Here is a 23,107-nt window from a genome sequence, read left to right as displayed (position 1 = left end):
TTAATCAGCCTGATGAGCCTGTAAAAAAGCCCGGTGAATGATGAGTTCACCGGGCTTTTCTTTTTGCTTCGTCAGACTCAGATCAGATGTTCTGTAAACTCACTCAGCATGTCACCGACAAATTTCAGGCGTTTTGGGCGGTCAGTCAGATCCAACATAAACTTCAGTTTAGTCGGGCCGTCGAGACGATACACCTGCGGTTGTTTTTGCAGCAGACCGATCAGGAAGCCCGGATCGACACGGTTCTTATCACCGAATTCGATAAAGCCACCGCGCTCGTTGCCTTCGATACGTCGGATGCCCAGCTCTTTAGCCTTCAGGCGCAGCACGGCAATCTGCAACAGATTGCGCGCGGCGTCCGGCAGCGTGCCGAAGCGGTCGATCAGCTCCACGCGCAACTCGTCCAGTTCACCTTCGGTCTTCGCGCTGGCAATGCGTTTGTACAATGACAGGCGGGTATTGACGTCAGGAATGAAATCTTCCGGCAGCAGCGCAGGCATGCGCATTTCGACTTCCGTCTGGCTGGTGGTTAAATCCTCCAGCGACGGCTCGCGGCCTTCCTTCAGCGCTTCGACGGCGTTTTCCAGCAATTCCATATACAGCGAGAAACCGATGCTGGTCATCTGACCGCTCTGGCCTTCACCGAGCAGCTCACCTGCACCACGAATTTCCAGGTCATGCGTCGCCAGCGCGAAACCGGCACCCAGGTCTTCCAGCGAGGCGATGGCTTCCAGACGTTTATGCGCATCAACAGACATGGCTTTCGGCGGCGGCGTCAGCAGATAGGCATAGGCCTGATGATGTGAACGCCCGACGCGGCCACGCAACTGGTGTAACTGCGCCAGACCAAAGTGATCGGCGCGTTCGATAATGATGGTATTCGCCGTCGGAATATCGATACCCGTTTCGATGATGGTGGTACACACCAGCACGTTAAAACGCTGATGATGGAAATCATTCATCACGCGCTCGAGGTCGCGTTCACGCATCTGCCCGTGACCGATAGCAATACGCGCTTCCGGCACCAGTTCGGCCAGACGCTGCGAGGCTTTTTCGATATTCTCAACGTCGTTGTAAAGATAATAAACCTGCCCGCCGCGCAGAATTTCACGCAGTATCGCCTCACGCACCACCAGACTGTCGTACTCGCGCACAAAGGTTTTGACCGCCATACGACGCGCGGGCGGTGTGGCAATAATCGACAGATCGCGCATACCGCTCATCGCCATATTCAGCGTACGCGGGATAGGCGTTGCGGTCAGGGTCAGGATATCCACATCGGCACGCATGGCTTTGATTCGTTCTTTATGGCGCACACCGAAACGGTGTTCTTCATCGACAATCAGCAGACCGAGATCTTTCCAGCGCAGGTCGCTTTGCAGTAGTTTGTGCGTGCCGATAATAATATCGACTTTGCCTTCGACGGCATCTTCCAGCACCACGTTTTGCTCTTTGGCGCTGCGGAAACGCGACATCATTTCGATGCGCACCGGCCAGCTGGCAAAACGGTCGCGGAAGTTATCAAAGTGCTGCTGTGCCAGCAGCGTGGTCGGCACCAGAACGGCCACCTGTTTGTTGTTGGAAACGGCAAGGAAAGCTGCGCGCATCGCCACTTCGGTTTTCCCGAAACCCACGTCGCCACAGACCAGACGATCCATCGCCAGCGGTTGCGTCATATCGGTCAGTACAGCATTAATTGCCTGAGCCTGATCCGGCGTGGTTTCAAACGGGAAAGCCTGACAGAACAGCTGATACTGTTCTTTGTCATGCTTAAAGGCGAAACCACTTTTGGCTTCGCGCTGGGCATAGATATCGAGCAGTTCGGCGGCAACGTCGCGTACTTTCTCTGCGGCTTTCTGCCGTGCTTTCGACCAGGCTTCACCACCCAGTTTATGCAGCGGCGCGCTTTCGTCGGCACCACCGGCATAGCGGCTGATCAGATGCAGGGATGACACCGGCACATAGAGTTTGTCTTCACCGGCGTAAGTCAGGATCAGGTATTCGGCAGTAATACCGCCGGTTTCCAGCGTGGTCAGCCCGAGATAACGACCGACGCCGTGCTCGACATGCACCACCGGCTGACCGGGGCGCAGTTCGGCGAGGTTGCGGATCAGCGTATCGGTATTAATCGACCGGCGGCTGTCCTGACGGCGACGCGCCACGCGTTCACCAAGCAGGTCGCTTTCACAGATCAGCGCCAGCTGTTTATCCGCATCCAGAAAACCGCGTTCACATGCGCCAATCATGATGTAACGACCGGCAGTATCGGCTTCTTCGATGCGGGTAATCAGCGTCGGCATCAGCTTGATGCGTGCCAGCAAATCCTGCAACGTTTCGCGGCGGCCTTCACTTTCTACTGAGAAGACCAGACTGCCCGCGAAGGATTCATTGAAGCGACGCAGGTTATCCATCGGCGTTTTATTCTGCGGCTGAACGGATAAATCAGGCAGCTTTTCGTAGCTCAGGTTAGTGTTCGCGGCTTTCTTCGGCAGCGAATCGGTGCGCAATTGCACGCGCGGCCACTCTTTGAGTTCGGCAAATAACGAATCAACGCGCAACCACAGATTTTCCGGTTCCAGCAGCGGACGCATCGGATCGACGCGGCGGCTTTCGTAACGCTGGCAGGCATCCTGCCAGAAACGTTCGGCGGCGGCTTCGAGGTCGCCGGTGTTCAGCAGCAGGGTATTTTCTGGCAGATAGCTGAACAGCGTGGTCAGCGGCTGGCTGAAAAACAGCGGCTGCCAGTATTCGATACCGGCCGGGAAGGTGCCTTTGCTGACCTGCTGATACACATGCTCAGCGTCGCGACGCACTTCGAACTTCTCGCGCCACTGGCTGCGGAACAGTTCGATGGCATTTTTGTCGGTCGGGAATTCATGTGCGGGCAGCAGATTGATGTGATCGACTTCGGTCAGCGTGCGCTGGGTATCCACGTCAAAGATACGCAGACTGTCGATTTCATCATCAAAGAAATCAATGCGGTAAGGTTCTTCGCTGCCCATCGGATACAAATCGAGCAGGGCGCCACGGGTGGCAAACTCACCGTGTTCCATCACCTGATCGACGCTGCGGTAACCGGCTTGTTCCAGCTGCGCACGCAGCTTATCGCGGGAAAGTTGCTGGCCTTTTTTCATCACCAGCGCGTGACCGTGCAGGAACTCGTGCGGGCAGACGCGCTGCATCAGCGTATTCACCGGCAGAATGATGATGCCGCGTTCCATAGTCGGAAGCTGATACAAACTGGAAAGGCGCGAAGAAATGATTTCCTGATGCGGAGAAAAACTGTCGTAAGGCAGGGTTTCCCAGTCGGAAATGCTCAGGACTTTGTTTTCAGTAAACTGCTGGATTTCATCGCGCAGGCGCAGGGCATTCTGCATATCAGGTGCGATCAGCAGCACGGGACCGGTATGGCGTTCACTGATTTGGGCGCATTCCAGCGCGCAGGCGGAGCCCGTAAGCTGGCCTAACAGGCGGGTGTCGCCCGGACGTTCAGGCAACGAATAACGATAATCTTGAGACATAGGCTGTTTTGAGTTCTCGTTTTGGCGGCTGTCGGAGGCCAATTTGCAGACCGTATCTTGCTTCGCTGGTGTCATCGGGGTCAACCCGTTGACGGTATAAAAGCGTCAACAGAGTCACAAAGTTAAACCGATTACTTTGGGTTAGTGGTTCCATAAAGCGGTGCTAGCCTTTATTATCCTTGATCACTTTAGTCTGCGCCACGCACTTATTTGCGGCCAAGCACTTAAAACGGATGTTATGTATCAACCTGTCGCGTTATTTATAGGTCTGCGCTACATGCGCGGGCGTGCTTCGGACCGCTTCGGGCGGTTTGTCTCCTGGTTATCCACCATTGGTATCACCCTTGGGGTGATGGCGCTGGTAACCGTATTGTCTGTGATGAACGGTTTTGAGAAAGATCTGGAAGGTAACATTCTGGGTCTGATGCCTCAGGCGTTAATCACCACACCGGCCGGATCGCTTGATCCACAGAAAATCACCCATGATCAGGTGTCAGCGCTGAAAAGTGTTAACCGCGCCGTGCCGCTCACCACCGGTGATGTCGTGCTGCAAAGTCCCGGCAGCGTTGCCGTGGGCGTGATGCTCGGTGTCGATCCCACTCAGCATGATCCGCTAGCGAAATACCTAATTGGGGTTGCGCAGCAGGAACTTCAACCCGGTCAGTACAACATCATTCTGGGCGATCAGCTGGCGCAGCAACTCAAAGTGCGTCGCGGTGATCAGCTGCGTCTGATGGTCACCAGCGTCAGCCAGTTTACGCCGGTCGGTCGTGTGCCAAGCCAGCGTCTGTTTAATGTGATCGGCACGTTCTCTGCCAACAGTGAAGTGGATGGTTACCAGATGCTGGTGAACATTCAGGACGCCTCACGTCTGATGCTGTATCCGAAAGGCAACGTGACCGGCTGGCGTCTGTTCCTCGATAAACCGCTGGACGTCGACAGCCTGAGTACGCAAAAGCTGCCGGACGGAGCCAGCTGGAAAGACTGGCGCGAACGTCGCGGTGAGTTGTTCCAGGCGGTGCGTATGGAAAAAAATATGATGGGGCTGCTGCTGAGTCTGATCGTCGCCGTCGCCGCGTTTAACATTATTACGTCACTGGGCTTACTGGTGATGGAGAAACAAGCCGAAGTGGCAATTTTGCAAACGCAGGGGTTAAGCCGCCGCCAGATTATGGCGCTGTTTATGGTGCAGGGCGCCAGTGCCGGTGTGATCGGCGCGTTGCTCGGTGCTGTGCTCGGCGTGGTGCTGGCTACCCAGCTGAATACCATTATGCCGGCTATCGGGCTGATGCTTGATGGCGCGTCGCTGCCGGTCGATATCGAACCGGTTCAGGTCGTTGTCATTGCGCTGGTCGCCATGGCAATCGCCCTATTATCTACGCTTTATCCTTCCTGGCGCGCTGCTGCCACCCATCCCGCAGAGGCTTTACGTTATGAGTAATTCTTTATTATTGCAGTGTGAAAACCTCTGTAAGACTTATCAGGAAGGCAAGATGCATACCGACGTGCTGCGTGACGTGAGCTTCGCCATGCAACCGGGTGAGATGATGGCGATCGTCGGGACGTCCGGTTCCGGTAAAAGTACCTTGCTGCATCTGCTGGGCGGCCTGGATTCACCGACGTCCGGCGAAGTGATTTTCAAAGGTCAGTCGCTGAACAGCATGTCATCTTCTGCCAAATCTGAACTGCGAAACCGCGAACTGGGCTTTATTTATCAGTTCCACCATTTGTTGCCTGATTTCACCGCGCTGGAAAACGTGGCGATGCCGCTGCTGATCGGCAAAAAGAAATCTGCCGAAGTGCAGGAGCGCGCGCTGGCGATGCTTGAGGCGGTTGGGCTGCAACACCGCAGCAATCACCGTCCTTCCGAGCTTTCCGGCGGTGAACGTCAGCGTGTGGCGATTGCCCGTGCGCTGGTGAATAACCCTTCGCTGGTGCTGGCCGATGAACCGACCGGTAACCTCGACCAGCGCAACGCAGACAGCATTTTTGAACTGCTCGGCGAACTGAATGTGCGTCAGGGCACCGCGTTTCTGGTGGTGACTCATGACCTGCAACTGGCCAATCGTCTGACGCGTCAGCTGGAAATGCGTGACGGCAAGCTGCAGCAGGAATCGATGTTGCTGGGAGCGAAGTGATGTCTGGCATTCCTTTTTCATTATTGATTGGCCTGCGCTTTAGTCGTGGGCGCCGCCGCAGCGGTATGGTGTCGCTGATTTCGGTGATTTCAACGTTAGGTATTGCGCTGGGTGTGGCGGTACTGATCGTCGGCCTGAGCGCCATGAACGGCTTCGAGCGTGAGCTGAAAGAGCGAGTGCTGGCGGTGGTTCCCCATGGCGAAATCCGTCCGGTGAACCAGCCGTTTAACAACTGGCAGGGGGTTCTGGATCGTGTGGAAAAAGTGCCGGGCATTGTGGCCGCCGCGCCGTATATCCAGTTCAATGGCCTGATCGAGCACGGTGCCAAACTGCGCGCTATCCAGCTTAAAGGTGTGGATCCGCAGAGCGAACCGCGTGTCAGTGCCGCGCCGAAATTTGTACAAAACAATGCATGGCAGAACTTTAAAGCCGGTCAGCAACAGCTGATCCTCGGTAAAGGCGTTGCCGATGCGGTGGGCGTGAAGCAGGGCGACTGGGTGACGGTGATGATCCCTAACAGTGACCCGGAAATGAAACTGTTGCAGCCAAAACGCATCCGTTTGCAGGTCGCCGGGATTTTGCAGCTCAGCGGACAGCTTGACCACAGTCTGGGCATGGTGCCGCTGGCCGATGCGCAGCAATATCAGGATATGGGCAGCAGCGTGACCGGCATTGATATCAAAGTGAATGATGTCTTTGCGGCGCAAAAATTAGTCCATGATGCGGGTGAAGTGACGCAGGCTTACGTCTACATTAGTAGTTGGATCGGCACATACGGCTATATGTACCGCGATATCCAGATGGTCCGCGCCATCATGTATATGGCGATGGTGCTGGTGATCGGCGTAGCCTGTTTCAACATTGTGTCTACGCTGGTGATGGCAGTGAAAGATAAAAGCAGCGATATTGCGATTTTGCGCACACTGGGCGCAAAAGACGGGCTTATCCGCGCGGTCTTCATCTGGTACGGTTTACTGGCAGGGCTGGTAGGCAGCGTGGCGGGTGTGGTGATTGGCGTGATTGCGGCTTTCCAGCTGACCAACATCGTCAACTTTTTGCAAAAACTCACCGGGCATCAGTTCCTGTCGGGCGATATTTATTTCATCGACTTCCTGCCATCTGAAGTTCACTGGCTGGATGTTGCGGGCGTGCTGGTCACCGCCCTGATCCTGAGCCTGCTGGCGAGCTGGTATCCGGCGCGTCGTGCAAGCCGTATTGATCCTGCCCGCGTACTCAGCGGCGGTCAGTAATGTTTTTATTAATGCAGTGTTGATGCAGTTTTAATCAGACACAGAGAGAGTAAGGAGCACTTCATGCGCACACGTCATCGTCTGTGTCGGTTTCGCAAAAACAAGCGCATTCGCCATCAGCGGTTCCGGTCGAATATTTTCCACCGTGATTCGATGGCTGCGGCTTCACTGAAAAAGCCGTTTGTGGTGGTGCTGACCGGTGCCGGGATTTCAGCTGAATCCGGTATCCGTACCTTCCGCGCTGCGGACGGTTTGTGGGAAGAACACCGTGTTGAGGATGTGGCGACGCCGGAAGGTTATCGCCGCGACCCGGAACTGGTGCAGCGTTTTTACAACGAACGCCGCCGCCAGTTGCAGGCCGACGATCTCAAACCGAATGCCGCGCATTATGCGCTGGCCACGCTGGAAGAAGCGCTCGGCGATAACTTCCTGCTGGTGACGCAGAACATCGACAATCTGCACGAGCGCGCCGGGAGTTCTCGTGTGATTCATATGCACGGTGAATTGCTGAAAGTACGCTGCACGCAGTCCGGACAAGTGCTGGAGTGGCCGGGCGATCTGAGTGTCGACGACCGCTGTCATTGCTGCCAGTTCCCGGCGCCGCTGCGTCCGCACATTGTCTGGTTCGGTGAAATGCCATTTGGCATGGACGAGATTTACGATGCACTGGCGAAAGCTGACTTCTTCGTGGCGATTGGCACGTCAGGCCATGTTTATCCGGCTGCCGGATTTGTTCATGAGGCGCGTATTGGCGGTGCCTGTGCGGTTGAACTGAATCTTGAGCCCAGCCAGGTAGAAAGCGAGTTTGATATGAAGCATTACGGTCTGGCGAGTCAGGTCGTGCCGGAATTTGTGCATAAATTTCTGACGAAGAAAGATGAAGCCTGGTCGTAGACCGGGCTTTTTTTTCGACTTAATGACCGTAAAGCGAAAAATTGCGCCTGTCCCGCAGACATATCTCGTTAAACTTGGCGAAAACTGACCTGACGCAATATTCACGGTTTTCATGCTGCGCATAATAAAAGCCAGCCGCCAGAGGATACCCAAATGAATAAGTTGCTTGATCGTTTTCTTCATTATGTTTCTTTCGATACCCAATCTAAACCCAATATCAGACATACGCCCAGCACCGACGGGCAGCTCAAGCTGGCGCAAGCCCTGCGTAATGAACTGACAGAACTGGGATTTTCAGATGTCACTCTCAGCGATAAAGGCTGCGTGATGGCAACCTTGCCGGGAAACGTGGCCTGGAAGGTACCGGTGATTGGTTTTATTTCCCATCTGGATACCGCGCCTGATTTCACGGCCAAACACGTTAATCCGCAAATTGTGGAAAATTATCGCGGCGGCGATATTGCACTGGGAAATGGCGACGAAATTTTATCACCGGTAATGTTCCCCGTGTTACATCAGCTTCTCGGCCACACGATCATTACCACCGACGGCAAAACCTTGCTCGGGTCTGATGATAAATCCGGTATCGCAGAAATTATTACCGCGATGGTGCGGCTGAAGGACAGTAATATTCCGCACGGGCCGGTGCGTATCGCCTTCACGCCAGACGAAGAAATCGGCAAAGGCGCGCAGAGTTTTGATATTCCTGCATTCGGCGCGCAGTGGGCCTACACCGTCGACGGTGGCGGAGTGGGGGAGCTGGAGTTTGAGAACTTCAACGCTGCATCGGCCACAATTAAAATTGTCGGTAATAACGTGCATCCGGGCAGTGCCAAAGGGGTGATGGTGAATGCGCTGTCACTGGCGACGCGTTTTCACAACGAACTGCCTGCGGATGAAACCCCTGAGCACACAGAAGGTTATGAAGGTTTCTATCACCTGACGACCATCAAGGGCAACGTTGAGCGCGCGGAAATGCATTACATCATTCGTGATTTCGACAAAACCCAGTTCGAAGCCCGTAAGCAGAAAATTATTGATGTCGCGCATCTGGTCGGCAAAGGGTTGCATCGCGATTGCTATATCGAAGTGACGCTGGACGATCACTACTACAACATGCGCGACAAAGTGGCACAGCACCCGCACATAATTGCGCTGGCGCAGGAGGCGATGAAAGATTGCGACATCGAGCCCATCATGAAGCCTATCCGCGGCGGTACTGATGGCGCACAACTTTCGTTCCGTGGTTTACCCTGCCCGAATATTTTCACCGGCGGCTATAACTTCCACGGTAAACACGAATTTGTGACGCTGGAAGGAATGGAAAAAGCGGTCTCCGTAATTATGCGTATTGCGGAACTGACGGCGGAAAGATCTAAATAAAACCTGGTCAGCCTTTGAGTTATAAAGTGTAACAATACAAGGCTGGTTAGATTAACCTCTAATATCAGCGCGTTACCCCTTCACTTTGGTTATTAAGATATCCTGCCTAAATATATCTTGATTTCGTATTCGTGAAAATAAGTGTGCATGCCAAATCTCTGAACCTTAATCCTTTGAAACGCCTGTTGCGGCTTCGATAGCCCCGTCGGGCCGCGAAAGCCCGACAGCATTGTGTTTGTTATTTTAAAAGCTCCATTCCGTGCAGCGTCATCCGGCAGCCATCTGCGCCATTACCCTGCGTAGTGATCAAACATTTGTCTGGCATGGCTACTGCCCGGAACGAGAGCTGTAAGTTAAACTGACTACGTTCTTTATCCACCATGATAATATCGTTATTTCTGAGTATAATATTTGAAATATTCGCCTGACTAATTAACTTAATCATACCGGTGCTGGAAATATAAAAGCTGGTGTTGGTCTTATTTCTGTCCAGAGAAACCATAGCGATTTCCAACTTACTGCCATCACTGGCCTTCCAGTTATCCACAGCGCCAAAAAAATCAGGAAAAATGCCCTGATGCAGGAAAGAAGAAAGCGAACCGATATGCTCCTGAATCCATTGATTTTTGGATTCAATGATCTGAGCGGAAAAGTTAATTTTAGATTGAATCTCATTTCCCGGAACGGATATTTTTTTGTTATCAATAAAATAATTCATTCGGGAGAGATCGGCGAGCATACTCGGATTCATGACGGATTTGCCAAACCTGCGGATATCCCGGTCTATATTCTGATTAATTGTATTGTATAATCTACAGGTTATTTCAGATGAGATATTCCGGCTTATGTAAAGATCGGTTTTTTTTGCTTCAGGTTTTTGGAGGGGATGACGGGAAAAAGTATGAGCTTTAGTTAACTCATTTTTTTTCTTGAACAACTGTGTCAAAAACATATCTGGCCTTTAATAACTGGGTTTAGTAATGAAATGTAATCCGCAATTATAAGATTAAAAAAGGCTGTTGACTAATATCAATTAATTATTGGTTGCGTGTCAGAGATTAATAACTAAAATATTAAGTTTTTTAATTAATACAGAATGCCGGAGCATCCTGTATTAATAATTAGATTAAATAGTTCTTAATATCAGTCGTTAAAGTACCAGTAACCGCTGTTCACCAGCGCAGACAGCAGCGCAAGGAATGAAGGATCGTCCAGCGCATCACCCAGCATTTCTTTGGTCACGGTTTTGTGACGGGCAATGGCATCCACTGCGCCGATATGTTCCGTGGTCATCGCTTCACCGTTGACGTAACAGGTATCGCCCACACGCAGCACGCGCAGACCGCCAAGTCGTTCCAGCGTTTCACCGGATTCCAGCAACTCATAAATTTCACCTGCCTGATAAGGCGGTTCCGGCGGTGCCAGATCCAGCTCATGACGCGACTGAGAAATAAATTCACCAAACCAGCTGTTGAAATGCGCCGGATTACTGATCAGATCCAGCATCATGCCGCGCAGTTTATCCAGCTCAGCCGGTTGTACTTCGGCAGGATGTTCACGTTCAACCAGTTCCGGATCACTGTAACGGTGACTGCCGAGTTCGCGGGAAAGCACGTAATCCGCAAAGCCACTGACCATTTCACGGGCATTTGGCGCACGGAAACCGACAGAATAATTCAGTGAGTTTTCCAGCGAATAGCCGTCATGCGGAAAACCTGGTGGAATGTAAACGATATCGCCCGGCTCCAGTTCTTCATCAATAATCGCGTCGAACGGCTCGACCTGCAGCAAATCCGGATGCGGGCAATGCTGTTTCATGGCGACTTTTTCGCCCACACGCCAGCGACGACGGCCGGTGCCCTGAATAATAAAGACGTCGTACTGATCCAGATGCGGACCCACGCCGCCGCCCGGAACCGAGAAGGAAATCATCAGGTCATCCATGCGCCAGTCAGGGATATGGCGGAACGGGGTCATCAGATGTGAAGATGGTTCGTGCCAGTGATCGACCGCCTGAACCAGCACCGACCAGCCGGTTTCGCCCAGATGATCGTAACTTTCAAACGGCCCGTGGCTGACATTCCATTTACCGTCGTGATTGCTCACCAGACGGCTGTCCACCTCATTTTCCATCGCCAGTCCTGCCAGTTCGTCAGGCGAGATAGGATCCACAAAATTTTTAAAGCCGCGTTTTAGCACGACAGGACGTTTTTGCCAGTAACGCTGCAGGAAATCATTCCAGTCTAGGTCGAGTTGGTAATCCATAGTATTTCCCTTGCATTAAAAGGAGGGTGGATAAAGAAGAGGGCTGTCTGTAAATGATTATAACGGAAGGTGTTGCGGCTGAGTTGGGCAATTGCCAGCAAATTTCGCATGATGGTTAAGATTACGCCGAAATGTGCTGGCAAAATGGTCGGGTAAACGTTACTCCAGTTCGATGCCTTGTTGCAGGCCGAAACAGACACGCATACTCGCGCCGCCGAGCGGGCTGTCGCTGATGATAATTTTGCCGTCATATTGTTCGATAATGTCGTTGGCCAGTGAAAGTCCCAGACCTTGTCCCGGGCGCAATGTATCCGCACGCTGACCGCGCTGGAAAATCACCTCACGCTTGCTCTCGGGAATACCCGGGCCATCATCTTCAATCAAAATCACCAGTTCATGCTCGGTATGTACAGCGCTGATTTCGACAAATTCCAGACAGTACTTGCAGGCGTTATCAATCACGTTGCCCATGACTTCCATGAAGTCATTTTTCTCTCCGACAAAGGTGATTTCCGGCGAAATATCGACGGTGATCACCACGCCTTTACGCTGATAAACTTTGTTCAGCGCTGAGCACAATCCGTCGAGGATCGCCGGCACGGAATGCACTTCGCGGATCAACAGGTTCTGTTCAGAGCGTAATGTGGCGCGATGCAGGTAGTAACCAATTTGCTGTGAAATGCGGCTGATTTGCTCAAGCATCACGGGTTCCGCTTCTTCGATGGTCATCTGCTTGCCATTACGCAGAGCGCGCAGGGTGGATTGCAAAACCGCCAGCGGGGTTTTCAGGCTGTGTGTCAGATCCGCCAGCGTGGTGCGATAACGATCATAGCGGCCACGTTCGCCGTGCAGCAAAATATTCAGGTTACGCACCAGCCCGCGCAGCTCACGGGGCGGGTTTTCATCCAGTAATTCCCGTTCATGAGATTCCAGCTGGGCGACCTGATGGATGACCTCTTTGATTGGGCGCAGACTCCAGTATGCCGCCAGCCATAACAGCGGTACGACTAACAGTAGGTTTGCCAGCAGCACATAACTGAACCATTCCCACACCAGATCTGAACGTTGCAATTCCTGCGGTATGGTATCCACCACAACAATGTTAAGTGTCGGCAGGCGCGCCGTCGCGTTATAGGTGTTGACCGCAATGGAATGGGTCATCGCGTTGGCGTCGGTTTCGTCGTAATCCTTCAGCTTATCCTGCGCTTTCGGGTTATTGCCCAGCACTTCGCTGCTGATTTGCGTGTCGGTATCCAGCTCGTAGAAGCCCGGTTTATTCATCCACGCTTTATCGATATGCGCTTCCAGCTCGGGAATGCGGCGCTCAGCCCACAGCAGTTTTCCGTTGGCGTCGTAAATAAACACCAGCGTTGGCGTGTTGAGGTCGAGATCAGGGGGAACGTTGATGCTCAGCTTGTTGTCGCGCCACTGAGCCAGGCTGAAAAAGAGATTACTTTCGCCGCGCAGCAAACGGTAGGCGGTTTTATCGAAACTCACCATATATCCGACGACTGCCACCAGCCCGTAGGCCAGCGACAGGGCGAGAACGACCGCCGCGGTCGCCATCATAAAACGGACGCGAAGGGAGAAGGGTTTCCTGGTGCGTCCTTTCATGGCGCGTCCTTTCGTGGTGAGGAACATACCCTTACGGGCGGATGTCGAAACGATAACCCTGACCGCGAACGGTCGTGATCACATCAACCGGATGTTCAGCCTGTAATTTTTTACGCAACCGTCCCATCAGCACATCCACGGTGTGGCTTTCGCGCAGTTCGGCATCGGGATAAAGCTGAAGCATCAGGGAATCTTTGCTGACGACTTTTCCGGCGTTGCGGATGAGCGTCTCGATAATCGTATATTCGAACGCGGTCAGTTTAATCGGCTGTTCGTTGACGGTCAGCTCGCGGCGGGACAAATCAATCTGGAAAGGTTGAAGTGTAATGACCTGAGAGGCGAGGCCGCTGTTACGGCGCATCAGTGCCTGCATACGCGCCAGCACTTCTTCCAGATGGAAAGGCTTCGTAACGTAATCGTCGGCACCGGCTTCCAGCACGGCGACTTTATCTTGCCAGCTTTCACGGGCGGTCAGCACCAGAATGGGCAGATTGGTCTGATGGCTGCGCCAGCGGCGGATCAGGCTCAACCCGTCTTCGCCCGGCAAACCCAGATCGACAATCGCTATGTCCGGCGCATGTTCATGCAAAAAATAGTCGGCTTCTTTGGCATCTTCCGCCGCATCCACCTGATGGCCCATTTCCCGCAACTGAACTGAAAGGTGATGACGGAGCAGTGCATTATCTTCAATGACTAAAATTCGCATGGTGATTCCTTATCCTGACAGCACGCAAAAGGGTTTACATATTCTGAGTGCAATTGTAATTGATTCAGAAACATTTTAATCAACCTGAGGTCAACGCACATGTGCTTAAACCTCAACAGAACCTAAACGAATTATAAACGGCTTTTGGCAGAAAGCGCATAAAAAAGGCGACCCGCAGGCCGCCTCATGATCTACACCCTAAAAACTTACTTCAGTTCGTCAACCATGGTGGTGGCGCGACCGATGTAATTGCCCGGAGTCATGGCTTTCAGGCGGACTTTCTCTTCTTCCGGTAATTCCAGAGAATCGATAAACGCCTGCATACCCGCCGCATCAACACGCTTGCCGCGGGTCAGCTCTTTCAGCTTCTCGTAAGGCTTTTCGATACCGTAACGGCGCATCACGGTCTGGATTGGTTCAGCCAGCACTTCCCAGTTGTGATCCAGTTCGTTCGCCAGATTGGCTTCGTTGACTTCCAGCTTGCTGACGCCTTTCATGGTGGCCTGATACGCGATCAGCGCATAGCCCAGACCCACGCCGAGGTTACGCAGCACGGTGGAGTCGGTCAGGTCACGCTGCCAGCGGGAAACTGGCAGTTTGCTGGCAAGATGTTGCAATACGGCGTTGGACAGACCCAGGTTGCCTTCGGAGTTCTCGAAGTCGATCGGGTTGACTTTGTGCGGCATGGTGGATGAACCGATCTCGCCCGCGATAGTGCGCTGTTTGAAGTGGTTCAGGGCAATGTAACCCCAGATGTCGCGGTCAAAGTCGATCAGGATAGTGTTGAAACGCGCCACACAGTCAAACAGTTCGGCGATGTAGTCATGCGGCTCGATCTGCGTGGTGTACGGGTTCCAGGTCACGCCCAGAGACGTCACGAATTCTTCACTGAACTGGTGCCAGTTCACTTCAGGGTACGCCACGATGTGAGCGTTGTAGTTGCCTACTGCGCCGTTGATTTTGCCGAGGATTTCGACGTTTTGCAGCTGCTTAAGCTGGCGATCCATACGGTAAGCGACGTTAGCCAGCTCTTTACCGATAGTGGATGGCGTCGCTGGCTGACCGTGAGTACGGGACAGCAGCGGTATATCACGGTACTTGTGCGCCAGACCTTTCACTGCATCAATAATCTGCTTCCAGTAAGGCAGTACAACATCCTGACGTGCGGTTTGCAGCATCAGCGCGTGGGACAGGTTATTGATGTCTTCGGAGGTGCAGGCGAAGTGAATGAATTCAGAGACGGCGTGCAGGGCAGGGATGGCTGCCACTTTTTCTTTCAGGAAGTACTCAACCGCTTTGACGTCATGGTTGGTGGTTTTTTCGATATCTTTAATGCGCTGAGCGTCATTAACATCAAAATTGGCCACAATCTGGTCGAGGAAAGCGTTTGCGTCGGCATCAAAAGCAGGAACTTCCTTGATTTCTGCACAGGCTGCCAGTTTTTGCAGCCAACGTACTTCAACCTGCACACGGAATTTCAGCAGGCCAAATTCGCTGAAAATAGTACGCAGCGCGCTGACTTTATCACCGTAGCGTCCATCAACGGGGGAAACGGCGGTCAGTGAGGATAATTCCATCGGTAGCAACTCCTGGGATCTTATTAACAATGAGCGAGAATATTCTTCGCCTGTTCAAACAAGCGATTACGGGAAAACATCAGTTGCAGGCGGCCACCGCCCACCTGGTGCCACAGTACCGCAGAGCGGATACCGGCCAGTAAGATGGCGCGGACTTTGGCCTGAACCTGCGGGTTTTGTAAAATGGCCGGTGAACCGGTGACCTGAATGCGCGGACCGGCCGGGCTGACCACATCGACATAAATCGAGGCCAGGGAGCTGATCATCGTTTCAGATTCCAGCTCAAAATGCGCCAGCTGGCGGTCAAGCTGATCGATACGTTCACCGAGCTGATTCATGGCGGCTTTATTGGCGTACAGCTTGCGTTCAAGCACCATCAGGCTTAATGCGTAACGCGTTAACTCAGCGCCCGGCCCCTGACGGTTAGCGTTCAGCACACCCAGCAGCGTCTCCAGTCCCATCTTCAAATTGGCTTCATTATTACCGTAAACCGCCAGCGTTGACGCCGGATTCATCTCCAGCAGGCTGCGCAGTGACACTGACATTTCTTCCTGCGAGCATTGGCCTTCGTGTGCCAGTTGCTGAACCAGGCGCGCTGCCTGACAGATCCCCGCCAAAGCCAGCGTAATGTCGTAATAATTTTTAGCCACGTTTACTCCTGTAAGCGTTTTGAAACGATGAGACGCAGTGACAATGAAATAGCCCAAATTCATGGCGACAGATCATGCCATAAAACTGCCTCTAAACACAGTTCGGAATCAGTGCAGGGCATCACAGTCGGACAGAAATAAAGCGGGACGCCCGAAAGCGTCCCGTATTCAACGATATATTTACCGCGTATCAGGCCTGAAGCGGCAGGCGCTGTTCGATGATCCCGCCTCCCAGACAGATTTCACCCTGATAAAATACTGCAGACTGACCCGGCGTGACCGCCGCAACCGGTGCCTCGAAACGCACTTCGATACGGTCTTCACCGAGTGGCGTCACCACGCACGGAATATCTTCCTGGCGGTAACGGGTTTTCACGGTGCAGGTCAGCGGGGCGGTCAGCGTTTTGCGATCGACCCAATGCAGTTGTTGGGCAATCAGACCGACGTTCATCAGGCGCGGATGTTCGTGTCCTTGTGCGACGTAGAGAATGTTGTTCTCCACATCCTTTTCCACCGTGTACCACGGCTCTTCGCTGCCGTCTTTCTGCCCGCCGATGCCCAGACCTTTACGCTGGCCGAGTGTGTGATACATCAGCCCCTGATGTTGTCCCATCACCTGACCGTCCACGCTTTTAATCACGCCCGGTTGTGCCGGTAAATAGCGGCCAAGGAAGTCACGGAATTTACGCTCACCGATAAAGCAAATGCCGGTAGAGTCTTTTTTCTTCGCAGTGATCAAATCCAGTTCTTCGGCGATACGACGAACTTCAGGTTTTTCCAGTTCACCGACCGGGAACAGGCTTTGTGCGACCTGCTCGTGACCGAGCGTGTAAAGGAAATAGCTCTGATCTTTGTTGCCATCAACGCCGCGCAGTAAATGGCTGACACCGTCGATATCCTGGCGGCGGACATAGTGACCGGTCGCGATATAATCCGCGCCCAGATCTTCAGCTGCAAATTCCAGGAAGGCTTTGAATTTGATTTCTTTATTGCACAGGATATCCGGGTTTGGTGTGCGTCCGGCTTTATATTCCTCAAGGAATAATTCGAACACGTTGTCCCAGTACTCCGCCGCGAAATTCACGGTGTGCAGTTCAATACCCAGCTTATCACAAACGGCTTGTGCATCCGCAAGGTCAGTGGCGGCTGTGCAATATTCTTCGTCGTCATCCTCTTCCCAATTTTTCATGAAGAGGCCCTCAACCTGATAACCCTGCTGTTGCAGAAGGTACGCAGAGACAGAGGAATCGACACCGCCGGACATCCCGACGATCACTTTTTTCTGGCTGTTGTCAGACATAATAGTCCCGAAACACATGAATTAATTGCCCGGTACTGACGGTGTTTATTCTGATGCTTGACTCACGAGGATGAAGGCCGCGCGCATCCAAAACATCACAAAAAACCGAACACCACAGAAACCGAACAGAGAGGAACTGCTTTACTAAGATTCCACGCGAGCTACATCGTGAAGCGCAAAATTTTATCACGTCAGGCCGGTTGCTGCATCGCTGATTAACCGCGTGGCAACAACCGGAAGAGGAGGGTTATTCCGGCAGATTGAAATTGTGCAGAATTTCCAGAGGATAACGCGGTGATTGCTGATAACAGCGAATGCTTTCCGCCACCAGCGGCGAGCGCAGTTGCGCAGAACCGATAATTTCCTCGGCAGTCACCCAGCGGCAACGGTCAATATCACTATCCTGCGGTGCGGTTTCCAGCATTTCTGGCAGGTCAATCACAAAGGCGAAACGCAGAAACGGCGTGGCGTCTGGTGCCTGCCACTGGTGCAAACCCAGGAAAAATTGTGGCTCCGCGCGGATCCCTGTTTCTTCATACAGCTCACGTTTTGCGGCGCTGACTAAGGTTTCATCGGCTTCGAGATGACCGGCAGGCTGATTCCAGGTGACTTTGCCGTGAATGGTTTCTTCGACAACCAGAAACTTTCCCTGTGCCTGAACGATGCAGGCGACAGTAACGTGCGGTTTAAACATGCGGAATTTCCTTCCATTGGCCGGGTTGTAAGTCGCCGAGGGTGAATTCGCCCATACTAAAGCGGATCAGGCGCAGCGTCGGGAATCCCACATGGGCCGTCATGCGGCGTACCTGGCGGTTTCTTCCCTCGTATAACGTGATTTTCAGCCACGCAGTCGGGATAGATTTGCGCTCGCGGATTGGCGGATTTCGCGCCCACAGCCATTCCGGCTCATCGACAATTTCCGCACCCGCAGGCAATGTCGGCCCGTCTTTCAGTGTGATGCCCTCGCGCAGTGATTTTACTGCGGCGTCATCCGGTTCGCCCTCGACCTGAACATAATAAACTTTGCCGGTGCGTTTGCCCGGCTGAGTCAGCGTAGCCTGCAGTTTGCCATCGTTAGTCAGCACCAGTAAACCTTCGCTGTCGCGATCGAGACGGCCTGCGGCATAAACGTCTGTTAAAGAAATGTAATCTTTAAGCGTTGCCCGACCGGCCTCATCAGTGAATTGTGGCAGTACATCAAACGGTTTATTGAAAAGAATCACCTTTCCCGGCCCTTTTGGGGCAGATTGTTCTTTGGCAGGCCTTTTGCTGAAACGTTTAACGTTGTGATTTTTAAAAGATAGCGGGTTCATAGGCATTGAAGTTGGAGAGAATTAGCGCATTATACTTGAAAAATGTTTCGGATTGGCTAGCGAGAAATATTCGAGTAATATCGTCCGGCATCTTACAAATTTTTAACAAAAATGCGCTCGAAGGAGAGGTTAATGGAAAGCAAAGTAGTTGTTCCGGCTGAAGGTAAAAAGATTACAGTAGACGCTCAGGGTAAACTGGTCATTCCTAATAATCCTGTTATCCCATTTATCGAAGGTGATGGCATCGGTGTTGACGTAACGCCTGCCATGATCAAAGTCGTTGATGCGGCTGTTCAGAAAGCCTATAAAGGCGAGCGTAAAATCTCCTGGATGGAAATCTACACCGGCGAGAAATCCGTAGAACTGTACGGTAAGGACGTGTGGCTGCCAGAAGAAACTCTGGACCTGATCCGTGATTACCGTGTTGCTATCAAAGGCCCACTGACAACTCCGGTTGGCGGCGGCATTCGCTCCCTGAACGTGGCACTTCGCCAGCAACTCGACCTGTATATCTGTCTGCGTCCGGTTCGTTATTACACCGGCACTCCAAGCCCGGTTAAACGTCCTGAAGACACCGACATGGTTATCTTCCGTGAAAACTCCGAAGATATTTATGCGGGTATCGAGTGGAAAGCGGGTTCTGCTGAAGCAGATAAAGTGATCAAGTTCCTGCAAGACGAAATGGGCGTGAAGAAAATCCGTTTCCCACAAGATTGTGGTATCGGTATCAAACCTTGCTCCGAAGAAGGCACCAAACGTCTGGTTCGCGCTGCGATTGAATACACTATCACCAACGATCGTGATTCACTGACTCTGGTTCACAAAGGCAACATCATGAAGTTCACCGAAGGTGCCTTCAAGGATTGGGGCTACCAGCTGGCGCGCGAAGAGTTCGGCGGTGAGCTGATCGACGGCGGTCCGTGGGTGAAAATCAAGAACCCGAACAACGGCAAAGACATCATCATTAAAGACGTGATCGCGGATGCGTTCCTGCAACAAATCCTGCTGCGTCCTGCTGAATACGATGTTATCGCTTGTATGAACCTGAACGGTGACTACATCTCCGACGCCCTGGCGGCGCAGGTTGGCGGCATCGGTATCGCACCGGGCGCAAACATCGGTTCTGATTGCGCGCTGTTCGAAGCGACGCACGGTACTGCACCGAAATATGCCGGTCAGGACAAAGTGAACCCGGGTTCAATCATCCTGTCCGCAGAAATGATGCTGCGTCATATGGAATGGTTCGAAGCCGCAGACCTGATCGTCAAAGGCATGGAAGGCGCTATCGCTAACAAAACCGTGACTTACGATTTCGAACGTCTGATGGAAGGCGCTAAGCTGCGTAAATGTAGCGAGTTCGCCGACGACATGATCGCAAATATGTAATTGCGATATTGTTGAAGAATCAGCGGAGGCTTAATGCCTCCGTTTTTTTATGTCCGCGATTAACTGATAAATGTCTCTGAACAAGGGCAATGCTTACATAAAAAATTTCAATATCAATAATTTGAGTTAAGTCTGTTGAGGCTAAGTACAATTTTTTGTTGGGGATTCAGACGGATAATAGTTTATTTTTTCGGCCTTATTGTGCATCGGGGGCAGCGGTGTTACATATGAGCCACTTTTTACCACAGGAATGACTTTTTGTTGCGCTCACTCCTCTCAAGCTCTCTGTTCCGTATTGATCTGCGACGCCTGATCCTGATTTTAGCCGTGATGAGCGCCTTTGTGACGCTCGCCAACAGCTTTTATGCCAGCTATCGTGTTCAGCGCCAGTTACTTATCGACAATACGCTCGAAGAGAACCGCGTTTACGCGACGAAACTGGCCGCCAGCACCGAACAGTTTCTAAAAAGTATGCAGAAACAGCTTGCCTATAGCAGTGTGATCGCGGCGAGAAATTTTGACGATCCTGCCGTTCTGCAATCTGAAACCGCGCGTCTGAAATACCAGACCGACAGTTTTAATTCTGTCGTGCTCACCAATGCACAAGGCAAAATTCTGGCGACGTCTCCTGACAGCCTGCAACTGGTCGGCCATATTCTTAAAACGCCGGGTGCGCTTGAAGCACTGAAAGAACGCCGGCCGCTGATCAGTAAACCTTATACCTCGGTCGCGCAGAATCTGGTGGTCGTGATTTCGACACCGATTTTTACCACTGAAGGTAAATACCTCGGGTATATCGCAGGTACTATTTACCTGCGCCAGAAGAGCATTTTGAATGAGCTGCTTGGCGAGCATTATTATCGTGACGGTTCTTATATTGCGGTGCTGGATAAAGAGCGCCGTATTCTCTATCACCCTGATGCCTATCGCATCGGAGAAGTGGTGAAGCCCCGTCCGCTGACAGAGGCCGTCAGAAAAGAACCCAATGGCAGCCTGATGGTCACTAATCTGGCGGGTCAGAACATGCTGGCCGGTTACGCCGTTGTTCCTTCGTCGGGCTGGGAAATTATTACTCAGCGGCCGACTAATTCGACTCTTAAGCCACTGGAAGGGCTGATGGTCAAAGTGCTGAAACATCTGACGCCGCTGGCGCTGTTGACGCTGCTTTGTGTCTGGCTGTTCTCCAGAATGATAGCCCGCCCGCTCTGGTTGCTGGCGCGCAGTGCTAACGAAATGGATAAACCTGATATTTCCAGTAACATCCGTGAAATCCCTTCCTGGTATTTCGAGTCGAACCAGCTCAAGCGTGCTTTGCTGATTGGCATTAATTTATTGCAGAAGAAAATCGGCAAACTTAAATTCGAAACGCAGACCGACCCGATGACGGGTCTGTTCAACCGGCGCGGGCTGGCGATGGCTCTGGAATCAGTAGTGCAAATGCGGCAGCAGTTTTCTGCGATTACGTTGGATATCGACCACTTCAAGACGATCAATGATTCTTACGGGCATGACACCGGCGATGAAGTGATCAGAACACTGGCCGAGCAAATCCGGCATAATGCCCGTGAAAGTGACATTCTGTGCCGCGTGGGCGGGGAAGAGTTTCTGGTGTTGCTGCCAGACACGACGCTGGCGGAAGCAGAAATGATTGCTGAACGTCTGCGCCAGAATGTGGAAATATTGGTGCTGCCGGGGATCCGCCCGATTACGATTTCATTAGGTGTATCTTACTGGAATCAGCAAATGGGCGAACCGGAGACGTCACTGAAACGAGCCGATGAGGCGTTATACAAAGCCAAGCAGGAAGGGCGTAACCGCGTGGTTGTCGTACCTGAATAACGTTTTGCTCAGTCAGGGCATTGTCTGCCCTGACTGAGTTATTTACCGGTAGCCGCTTGCTGTTTCTTTGCCTGAGCCGCCAGATGATGCCCGATGGCGCATCCGGCCACTGCCCCGATGACAGCGTGATGCTTCAGATGACCTGCAACTCCGCCGACTACCGCACCTTTCAGACAGCCTTCTGCCTGCGCCAGTGAACTGACCAAAAGCATGCCCGCCATTGCTACACCCAGAACTGTATTTTTCACCTGATCTCTCCCAAAACGAACAAATAATGCTGTGGCAGAAAATGTCACATCAGGTATCCGGCTGTCATTTTGCTATCTGTAAGCAGGTACTGCCGCTGTTACGCATCACGTGGTCAGAAGCCCGGCGCAGCGGGTCGTTTGAGTTAAGCCGCGGTTACAACTGCGCAGGCGTTTAATGGCTCATTGAACAACGGTTTATATTGCCTGCCGGCAGCGGGCAACATCTACTTTCTTTAACTCTGCTAAACTTAACGTCAGTAACCGGCGAAGATCTTTCTACTTCTTCGCTGTCTCCGGTTATTTTCCACCCGTGAAGAAGGATGCCGCTATGACGCATCAAGAGCAATTGCAGGCCCTGATGGTTCGCATTGACGCGCTGGAACAACGTGAAAGACAACTGACTTATGCCTCCAATGCCTATCAGGCCATTCTGACGACCTTGCTGGGGATTGTGGACAAAACCACTCGTGATCGTGTTATCAGCATGGTTGATCAGGCGCATGATATGGCTTATGCCAAAGCCAGTCTGGAGCAGAAGGGAAACATTCTCGGCGCAGATGACATTACGCAGCGCATTTTCTTATTTGCTCAGGGGCGAGCGGCGCAATCTAAATAACGGCAGGCTGATGATGGATAAACGACTCGTTACCCGAAAGGTTGCGGGGCTTTTGTTTGTCTTGATATCAGGAGCGACGATCAGCTTTGAGCAGATTAATCGCTGCACCGAGCAAGATACGGCGCTGGACGCCGGTCGCCGTGACCAGTTGTTCATCGAGATACCCAATCAGCGCATCGGCACTCAACGGCTCACCTCTGTGGCGCATCTGAATCACGCCATCACCGATAATACGTGCAACTTCGTCCCAAAGCGGTTGGATCTCACTTTCCGAGAATTTCATAACAGCTCCCGTTTGTGTGATTTACGTACAATCTATCATCTGAGTGGCGTGTGGCAAGTGGGTTAGCGGAAAGAAGGTGAGGGCGCGATGGATTTGAAGTGCCTTTCCTTACGCAGTCAAACGC

At 52.4% G+C, this 23,107-nt stretch carries 20 protein-coding genes; 8 read left to right on the top strand and 12 right to left on the bottom strand.

All coding sequences use genetic code 11. The features are described from left to right. Positions 1–77: 77 nt before the first annotated feature. Positions 78–3,521, bottom strand: a complete 3,444-nt coding sequence (gene mfd, locus ACM615_RS07740) for a transcription-repair coupling factor (protein WP_431011736.1) — start codon at positions 3,519–3,521, stop codon at positions 78–80. A 238-nt stretch (positions 3,522–3,759) separates the two neighbouring features. On the opposite strand from mfd, the gene lolC reads away from it, so the two are divergent. The 5 genes from lolC (at position 3,760) to pepT (ending at position 9,186) form a co-directional block, all read left to right on the top strand. Then, complete coding sequence (gene lolC / locus ACM615_RS07735) at positions 3,760–4,962, top strand: lipoprotein-releasing ABC transporter permease subunit LolC (protein WP_112291105.1); 1,203 nt, start codon at positions 3,760–3,762, stop codon at positions 4,960–4,962. After that, a complete protein-coding gene (gene lolD, locus ACM615_RS07730) occupies positions 4,955–5,659 on the top strand; it encodes a lipoprotein-releasing ABC transporter ATP-binding protein LolD (protein ID WP_112291103.1) in 705 nt (234 codons plus the stop codon). The genes lolC and lolD overlap by 8 nt, the downstream gene beginning before the upstream one ends. Continuing rightward, a complete protein-coding gene (lolE, locus tag ACM615_RS07725; RefSeq protein ID WP_112291102.1) occupies positions 5,659–6,909 on the top strand; it encodes a lipoprotein-releasing ABC transporter permease subunit LolE in 1,251 nt (416 codons plus the stop codon). Before lolD ends, lolE begins: the two co-directional genes overlap by 1 nt. 63 nt (positions 6,910–6,972) lie before the next feature. Continuing rightward, positions 6,973–7,803, top strand: a complete 831-nt coding sequence (cobB, locus tag ACM615_RS07720; RefSeq protein WP_129638498.1) for a Sir2 family NAD+-dependent deacetylase — start codon at positions 6,973–6,975, stop codon at positions 7,801–7,803. 153 nt (positions 7,804–7,956) lie between these two features. After that, positions 7,957–9,186: a peptidase T gene (gene pepT, locus ACM615_RS07715; RefSeq protein ID WP_431011735.1), complete on the top strand. Its 1,230-nt coding sequence runs from the start codon at positions 7,957–7,959 to the stop codon at positions 9,184–9,186. Between the two features lie 238 nt (positions 9,187–9,424). Here pepT and ACM615_RS07710 read toward each other — a convergent pair whose 3' ends face one another. From ACM615_RS07710 to rluE, 9 genes are all read right to left on the bottom strand, one after another. Continuing rightward, positions 9,425–10,138 carry a hypothetical protein gene (locus ACM615_RS07710; RefSeq protein WP_129638500.1) on the bottom strand — a complete coding sequence of 238 codons (714 nt, stop codon included), beginning with the start codon at positions 10,136–10,138 and terminating at the stop codon, positions 9,425–9,427. A gap of 191 nt (positions 10,139–10,329) precedes the next feature. Then, positions 10,330–11,451: a cupin domain-containing protein gene (locus ACM615_RS07705; protein WP_129638501.1), complete on the bottom strand. Its 1,122-nt coding sequence runs from the start codon at positions 11,449–11,451 to the stop codon at positions 10,330–10,332. A gap of 159 nt (positions 11,452–11,610) precedes the next feature. Beyond that, positions 11,611–13,065, bottom strand: coding sequence for a two-component system sensor histidine kinase PhoQ (gene phoQ, locus ACM615_RS07700; RefSeq protein WP_120160656.1), 1,455 nt, complete (start codon positions 13,063–13,065; stop codon positions 11,611–11,613). 31 nt (positions 13,066–13,096) lie between these two features. Then, complete coding sequence (gene phoP / locus ACM615_RS07695; protein ID WP_095921366.1) at positions 13,097–13,771, bottom strand: two-component system response regulator PhoP; 675 nt, start codon at positions 13,769–13,771, stop codon at positions 13,097–13,099. A gap of 206 nt (positions 13,772–13,977) precedes the next feature. Beyond that, complete coding sequence (purB, locus tag ACM615_RS07690) at positions 13,978–15,348, bottom strand: adenylosuccinate lyase (RefSeq protein WP_431011734.1); 1,371 nt, start codon at positions 15,346–15,348, stop codon at positions 13,978–13,980. A gap of 23 nt (positions 15,349–15,371) precedes the next feature. After that, positions 15,372–15,998, bottom strand: a complete 627-nt coding sequence (hflD, locus tag ACM615_RS07685; protein ID WP_112291091.1) for a high frequency lysogenization protein HflD — start codon at positions 15,996–15,998, stop codon at positions 15,372–15,374. 190 nt (positions 15,999–16,188) lie between these two features. Beyond that, the gene (gene mnmA, locus ACM615_RS07680; RefSeq protein ID WP_112291090.1) at positions 16,189–17,298 is read right to left on the bottom strand and encodes a tRNA 2-thiouridine(34) synthase MnmA; all 1,110 of its coding nucleotides are present in this window, start codon (positions 17,296–17,298) and stop codon (positions 16,189–16,191) included. A 247-nt stretch (positions 17,299–17,545) separates the two neighbouring features. After that, positions 17,546–17,992, bottom strand: coding sequence for an NUDIX hydrolase (locus ACM615_RS07675; RefSeq protein ID WP_129638504.1), 447 nt, complete (start codon positions 17,990–17,992; stop codon positions 17,546–17,548). Then, positions 17,985–18,611 (bottom strand): 23S rRNA pseudouridine(2457) synthase RluE, encoded by a 627-nt coding sequence (gene rluE, locus ACM615_RS07670; RefSeq protein ID WP_431011733.1) that lies wholly within the window; start codon positions 18,609–18,611, stop codon positions 17,985–17,987. The genes ACM615_RS07675 and rluE overlap by 8 nt, the downstream gene beginning before the upstream one ends. A 132-nt stretch (positions 18,612–18,743) precedes the next feature. On the opposite strand from rluE, the gene icd reads away from it, so the two are divergent. Both icd and ACM615_RS07660 read left to right on the top strand, forming a co-directional pair. Next, positions 18,744–19,997 (top strand): NADP-dependent isocitrate dehydrogenase, encoded by a 1,254-nt coding sequence (icd, locus tag ACM615_RS07665; protein ID WP_112291085.1) that lies wholly within the window; start codon positions 18,744–18,746, stop codon positions 19,995–19,997. A 330-nt stretch (positions 19,998–20,327) separates the two neighbouring features. Continuing rightward, a complete protein-coding gene (locus ACM615_RS07660; RefSeq protein WP_431011878.1) occupies positions 20,328–21,836 on the top strand; it encodes a sensor domain-containing diguanylate cyclase in 1,509 nt (502 codons plus the stop codon). Positions 21,837–21,874: 38 nt separating this feature from the next. Here ACM615_RS07660 and ACM615_RS07655 read toward each other — a convergent pair whose 3' ends face one another. Continuing rightward, on the bottom strand, positions 21,875–22,084 hold the full coding sequence (locus ACM615_RS07655; protein ID WP_112291229.1) for a hypothetical protein: 210 nt from the start codon (positions 22,082–22,084) through the stop codon (positions 21,875–21,877). Between the two features lie 328 nt (positions 22,085–22,412). Here ACM615_RS07655 and ACM615_RS07650 point away from each other — a divergent pair, with 328 nt between their 5' ends. Continuing rightward, positions 22,413–22,700 carry a hypothetical protein gene (locus ACM615_RS07650; RefSeq protein ID WP_112291083.1) on the top strand — a complete coding sequence of 96 codons (288 nt, stop codon included), beginning with the start codon at positions 22,413–22,415 and terminating at the stop codon, positions 22,698–22,700. Positions 22,701–22,767: 67 nt separating this feature from the next. Here the strand turns inward: ACM615_RS07650 and ACM615_RS07645 are convergent, their stop codons facing one another. Continuing rightward, entirely contained in the window at positions 22,768–22,983 is a 216-nt protein-coding gene (locus tag ACM615_RS07645) for a hypothetical protein (RefSeq protein ID WP_112291082.1), read from the bottom strand. Between the last annotated feature and the right edge of the window lie 124 nt (positions 22,984–23,107).

This window comes from Rahnella sp. PAMC25617 (assembly GCF_050606005.1).
Classification (GTDB): domain Bacteria; phylum Pseudomonadota; class Gammaproteobacteria; order Enterobacterales; family Enterobacteriaceae; genus Rahnella; species Rahnella variigena.
This window is presented reverse-complemented; position numbering and strand designations above follow the sequence as displayed.